The following is a 1034-nucleotide window of genomic DNA, read 5'->3' on the forward strand; positions in this document are numbered from 1 at the left end:
GAGCGCGGGCCGGTGTTCCGCCTGCCCGACGACGGTTCGCTGTGCGTGGCCGACCCGGCGCAGGCCCTGCGCATCCTGCACGACGAGGCGGGCGACTACGACGACGTGTCCGGGTTCTTCCATGTCGGCGGCGGGCTGCTCGGGCCGCGGGCGACGCAGGTGGCGATCGGCCGGGCGGCCCGCACGACGTTGCGCGCCCACGTGGCCGCCCGGCGCGAGCGGCTGCCCGCCGTCGTGGCGGAGCTGGGCGAGGTCAGCGAGTGGCCGTCGGCCGGGCGGGCCGCCGTGCACCGGTTCCTGGCCGACGCCCTGCTGCGGCCGGACAGCCCGCCCGCCCTGCGGGAGCTGATGGCGCACGTCGTGCGGCGCGAGGTGCTGATCCGTCCCGCCGGCCGGCTCGCGCGGTTGTCGCGGCGCGCCCTGTGGGCCCGCGTGGTGCGGACGCTCGCCGCCGAGGCCCGCGCCCGGCGGAGCGAACCGGCGGACGAGACGCGGCCCGGCGACCTGCTGGACGCCGTCCTGGGCGCCACCCCGCCCGGGACGCCCGCCGAGCACGTGGCGCAGGTGTACCTGCTGCTCTTCCGCACCTCGATCGCGCCGGTGGGCCACGCGGTGGCCTGGGCGCTGCTGTCGGCGGCGGCCCACGGCGTCGACCTGGCCGCCGTGCCGCCCGAGTCGGCCGTCCGCGAGTCGCTGCGGCTGTGGCCGGTGGCCTGGCTGCTCGGCCGCCCGGTACGCAGGGCCCACCAGGTCGGCGGCGTGCCGCTGGAGCCGGGCGACAGCGTGTCCGTCTGCCCGTACCTGCTCCACCGGGACGAGCGGCACTGGCCGCGGGCCACCGCGTTCCGCCCCGGCCGCTGGGACGGCCCCGAGCCGCGGGGCCCCTACCTGCCCTTCGGCGGCGGCCCGTTCACCTGCGCCGGAGCGGGCGTCGCCCAGGCGCTGGCCACCGACCTGCTGGCCGCCCTGACCGACGGCGCCCGCCTGGAGGTGCGCGGCGGCGCCGGGCGGCCGCACGTCGAGGGCATCATCAC

Annotated in this window: 1 protein-coding gene; it reads left to right on the forward strand. The window is 79.7% G+C overall.

Going from position 1 to position 1034, the window contains the following annotated elements; translation table 11 throughout:
* On the forward strand, positions 1-1034 hold a 1034-nt coding region (locus tag ACWCSD_RS53085), incomplete at both ends, for a cytochrome P450 (RefSeq protein WP_449927681.1).

Source organism: Nonomuraea sp. NPDC001684 (genome assembly GCF_053596515.1).